Genomic DNA, 4,694 nt, shown 5'->3' with positions numbered 1-4,694 from the left:
CATCCTTAAGGGTGACACCCAGAACTCTGACCCCCGGGCCGGGCGACCATTTCGATTTCGTTTGCATCACCGCAGATAGCAACTGTGACGCTAACACTCCGTTAACCACAGACTTTGAGGAAGAACCCAATTAAGGGCTACGCGACAACCGGGATCAAGGTCGAAGGTGAAGGCGAGTGGCACGCACGCAAGCATGGCGGCCCGAAACGGCGCGTCTGGCGCAAGCTCCACCTTGGGATCGATGAAGAAACGTTGGAGATCCGGGCCGTCGAAGTCACCGGGAGCCACATCGGTGATGCGCCCATCCTACCCACCTTCTCGACCAAATCCCGCAGGACCAGGAAATCGGTAGCGTTACGGCTGATGGCGCCTACGACACGCGCAAATGCCACGATGCGATTGCAGATCGCGGTGCCCATGCCGTCATCCCGCCCCGCAAGAACGCGAAGCCCTGGAAGACGATCACCGCCGGAGCCGTGGCGCGAAATGAGGCCCTGCGCGCGGCGAAATACCTGGGCCGCGCGCTCTGGCGACGATGGAGTGGATACCACCGCCGAAGCCGCGTCGAGACAAAGATGCATTGTATCAAGTTGCTGGGCCAGCGGCTCATGGCACGGGACTTCGATCGACAGGTCGCCGAACTCCAGGTCCGCATCGCCGTCCTGAACGGCTACACCGCGCTCGGAATACCCGTCACGGAAGCTGTGGGATAAGTCCGTCCGGGGAAAGGGGAACCTCGGCCTTAAGCCGATTTGTGCATCAGAGCCCTTGACACTAATAATTAGCTATCTATGTTTTTCCCGGCGATGGTTCCCCGGAAGAGGAGCCGGATTTCATCGCTGCATCAAACTGGAGGAAATTCATGTCACGGACAGCCAATTTGGCCGGCCCGCGTTCGCGGACCGGAATGGTGGTGCTTTGCCTCGCTCTGACCGCGGGCTTCGCCCCGCTCGCGTCGGCGCAGGAGCAGCCCGCCTTCAACGAACATGCGGGAACCCTGCCGGACGGGACGGCATGGCTGATCCGCGTGCCCGAGAACTGGAATGGTCGACTACTCAGGGATCTGGATTTCGCCAGCAACGTTTCGGTCGCGTCAGCGGTCCAGCGGTATGACGACCTGCTCGGTCGTGGCTATGCCTTCGCCGGGCTCGCCCGGCACCCGCTGCGCCTGTGGCAATACGATCCGCAGCGTGAAATCCTGAATCTACAAGCTGTTCAGGACATTTTCACGGACCTGGAGCGCGCTCCTGACATGGTGCTGCAATACGGCTGTTCTGGCGGAGGGCTCGACAGCCTCGCTTCGGCCGAGGATTACCCGGACAGGATCGACGGTGCCGCCGTGCTTGCCGCCCATACGCCGGTCTGGATCATGAGCAGTTTCCTGGATGGCTGGTTCGCCATGCAGACCCTGCTGGGCGAAAGCTATGAGGCCGCTGGGCACGGTCCGGCCAGCGATCTCGCCATCGTCGGCCTGCCCAATGCCGGAGCGGGTGGCGAGCGCAGCCTTGACGCGATCCGTGCGTCCTGGATGGCCGCCATCGAAACGGCGGGCGAAAGCCCGGAGGGCCGCGCGCGGCTGGCGCTTGCCTTCGCCATCGGACAGTGGTCGCCGTGGATGGTCGAGGGGACCGAACTACCCGACACCGCGGATGCCGGCGCCATGGCCGACATGATCGTGGCCTCGGCGCTGCGCATCGGCGGTAATGTTGGCGGGTCCTCGCGGCTTCTGTTCGAAAACGCCGCATCGGGGCAGCAACTTTCCGGGAACGAGGGGGTCGACTATGCCGCCTTCTACCAGAATGCCGCACCCGCGATGGCGCGGACGGTTGAGGCGCTCTACGAACAGGCCGGTTTGGACCTTCAGGCCGACATTGCCAGGATCGACGCCGCCCCCCGCATCGCGGCCTCGGATTATGCGCGCGATTTCTGGGCCGCAGACGGGCGCACGACGACCGGCGATCTGCAGGTTCCGGCGATCCGCATCCACATGCTGGGCGACTGGGCCATTCCCTACACGCTGATGGAAGGCTACGGCGCGCTGGTGCAGGAGCAGGGTACCGGCGATCTGTATCGGCAGTCGCTGGTCCAGGGCACGGGCCATTGCGAGTTCACGGCTGCCGAAAGCACGGCCATCGTCGAGACCCTGGTCGAACGGATCGAAACGGGCGCCTGGCCCGAGACATCGCCCGAGGCGCTGAACGCCGCAGCCGAGGCGCTGGAAACCGGGAGCGCCCCCCGGTTCATCGAACACGGTGATTGGCGCGTGGCAGCCTATAACCGGCCCTGGGTTCCGGCAGAATGAGCCGATGGGGAACTGGCGCTGCGCCGGTTCCCCCACAGGTCCGGTGGCGCAAGTCATTGGTGGACCGTCGCCAACGCGCAGTGGGCATCTCTGGCGAGGGCAAGTGTTCCCATGTCTGGACGACCCCTGCTGCGCAAGCTGGGAATTGACGCGCCTATGCCGAAAGCAGTCATGTCTACGGCCTTTGTGGTGCGGTCTAGCCGCTGGCCCAGATGAAGTCCGCGGATCGGGTCCCAATCAAAATTGCGCGCTTTCTGCGCCTTGACCCCCTGGGGTGTCCCGATCCCCGGTTCGACCGGTTTGTCATCTCTTCTCAGCTTCACGCATTCCGTCAGCGGTTCCGCGCTCAGGAGACAGGGGCCGCGTAGATCTCGTTGCGGCGCAGGAGCGCCCAAGCGATCCGGGCAGTCTTGTTGGCGAGCGCGACCGCAACGACTTTCGGTCGCTTGCGTGCTTTAAGCCCAAGCATCCAAGCCTTGCCGGCATCGCCCTGCCTTGCAAAGCGAAGCACCGCAGTCGCGCCGGAAACGAGCAGTCGCCGGATATATCCATCACCCTGCTTGCTGATCCCGGTCTGTCGATCCTTGCCACTGCTTGAGTTCGCCCGTGGCGTCAGGCCTAGCCAGGCCGCGAACTGTCGTGCCGAGCGGAACAGGCTCGGATCCGGAACATTTGCAGCAATTGCGCTGGCGGTGATCGGTCCGATACCGGGAATGGTCGCCAGTCGCCGGCTCGTCTCGTGCGTCCGGTGCCACTCGAGGATCCGTTTCTCCAGGGCCTCAGCCTGATCGGCAATCGCCTCCGCTTGGCAGATCAACGCATGGATGGCAGCCGCAGCATGGTCAGGCAACTGTCGCGTTGCCCTTAAATCTGAGACACGACGCGTTCGGGGATATTTTTTGCCCTTAATTATGAGATTCCACTGCCATCGCGCCTATGCTTTTCGCGCGCTGCCGGGCGATGTAATCGACCGCGGCAAGCAGACGTGGCTCCTTATCGAAGGCGCGCAATAGAGCAACCCTTGCATAGTCGTCGATGCCGGAGCTTGAGATGGCCGCTTTGACCAGTGGACGGGATTGGGCTGCATCAATTGCAGCAAGGCAAAACAGCCTTACTTCCAGCCTGTGGCCCTGAAGAGCGTATAACGGATCTCCGCGGAAGGCCTTTAATGATATGGCAAAGGTGACCGCGCGCATTGCGCGCCGAAATTGCTTGGAGCTGCGTAATCGCGCGGCGTATTCAAGCCGCGCGGCGCCGTTGCGCGCACGATTTATCAGCTTTTCGGGCATCTGTTCGCCACTGGCCTTGCCGAGCGTCGGCACAAGTCTCGTCCCACAAACCTGGCAGTCGAATGCCCAGGCTCGCCTCCAATGCTTGAGCGAAAGGCCCTCTCTGGAACATTGCAGGCAATGCTGGAATGGTATCTGGGCCGTCAGCGAGGCTTCTCGTGTCGTCATTGCTGGGAAGGTCAAAGATCGCACAACATCTGGGTCAATCCGTGCGGCGTTGGCAATCTTCGCCGCCGCAGCCGCGTCGACGTTGAAGTTCAAGGCGGTGCCATGCGCGGTATCGATTCTGAGATGAGCCAGTAGTTCCGCATCATCACAGTAGTTGGCCGCCGCCAGCCTAGACAACCAACCTGACAACAACTCGTCGGGCAGCGGCGCGACAGTCTTGGGCAGCGGGTGCGGCTTCACACCCCGGACTTCTCGAGCCGCCGATGGGGGTTCGCATGGCGCGACCAAACCGGCGTCCATTTTGCGATTGCGTCATCGGTGATGCATTCATCACCTGTGACAATGGCGTCGATGGAAAGATCCTTGATCAGGGCGAAGATGCGCGAGGTCACCCCGCCGGTCAGCGCAAGTATCTGCTTTAGTGACTTGACCTTCAGATTGGATTTCTTCTCGAGGGGCATTGCCGCGATGAGTGTCTGGATCATGTCCGAGAACTCGGCGTCGTCGCGCCAGTTTGGAAGGTGATGTTCGTCCAGCCGCCTGGCAAGCTGGATATCACCACGGATGGCATCGACGGCCTCGCTGACCCCCAGGCAGACCAGCGACACTTCGAGTTCATTGCTGAGATACCGCAGAACATTGAGAAAGCGGCGCTGTTCGCGGTGGGTCCCGGCCAAGAGGTTGTGGACTTCGTCGATCATGATCATCCGCAGGCCAAGGTCGCGCAAGAGCGCGACGACACGGACTTCGAGGGAGGCCACATTTTGAGCGCGCGCGCTCAGTGCCGTGGCCGGTGCCCCGACGGTCGCCAGGATGTGCAGATAGAACCGTCGTTCGTCGGGAGCTGGTGGTGCTTGTAACAGTAACAGCGGCGTTCGCGTAATTCCCGATGCTGGGTCATATTCCGGTGCATATCTGCGCGAAAGATTGCGGGC

General features: G+C 62.1%; 4 protein-coding genes and 1 pseudogene. 2 read left to right on the top strand and 3 right to left on the bottom strand.

The window, feature by feature from the left end; all coding sequences use genetic code 11:
• Positions 1-144 precede the first annotated feature (144 nt).
• Both SPHINGO391_RS02135 and SPHINGO391_RS02130 read left to right on the top strand, forming a co-directional pair.
• Positions 145-713 (top strand): annotated as a pseudogene (locus SPHINGO391_RS02135) (IS5 family transposase); the annotation flags it as partial.
• Positions 714-862: 149 nt separating this feature from the next.
• Positions 863-2,302, top strand: a complete 1,440-nt coding sequence (locus SPHINGO391_RS02130; RefSeq protein WP_024099412.1) for a hypothetical protein — start codon at positions 863-865, stop codon at positions 2,300-2,302.
• Between the two features lie 346 nt (positions 2,303-2,648).
• Here SPHINGO391_RS02130 and SPHINGO391_RS02125 read toward each other — a convergent pair whose 3' ends face one another.
• The 3 genes from SPHINGO391_RS02125 to SPHINGO391_RS02115 form a co-directional block, all read right to left on the bottom strand.
• Entirely contained in the window at positions 2,649-3,212 is a 564-nt protein-coding gene (locus SPHINGO391_RS02125) for an IS110 family transposase (protein WP_268237056.1), read from the bottom strand.
• Positions 3,208-3,999, bottom strand: coding sequence for a TniQ family protein (locus SPHINGO391_RS02120; protein WP_007803196.1), 792 nt, complete (start codon positions 3,997-3,999; stop codon positions 3,208-3,210). The genes SPHINGO391_RS02125 and SPHINGO391_RS02120 overlap by 5 nt, the downstream gene beginning before the upstream one ends.
• Positions 3,996-4,694 (bottom strand): TniB family NTP-binding protein (locus SPHINGO391_RS02115; protein WP_152007295.1); only part of this gene is annotated, 699 nt, incomplete at its 5' end. The genes SPHINGO391_RS02120 and SPHINGO391_RS02115, both read right to left, overlap by 4 nt.

This window comes from Hoeflea sp. EC-HK425, from assembly GCF_902498795.1.
Lineage (GTDB): Bacteria > Pseudomonadota > Alphaproteobacteria > Rhizobiales > Rhizobiaceae > Hoeflea > Hoeflea alexandrii.
The sequence above is the reverse complement of the archived record's forward strand: the minus strand, read 5'-3'. Positions and strand labels throughout refer to the sequence as shown.

What these genes read in the sequence shown, in the direction of transcription:
- SPHINGO391_RS02130 (WP_024099412.1), top strand. Translation starts at nt 863, where the DNA reads ATGTCACGGACAGCCAATTTGGCCGGCCCGCGTTCGCGGACCGGAATG.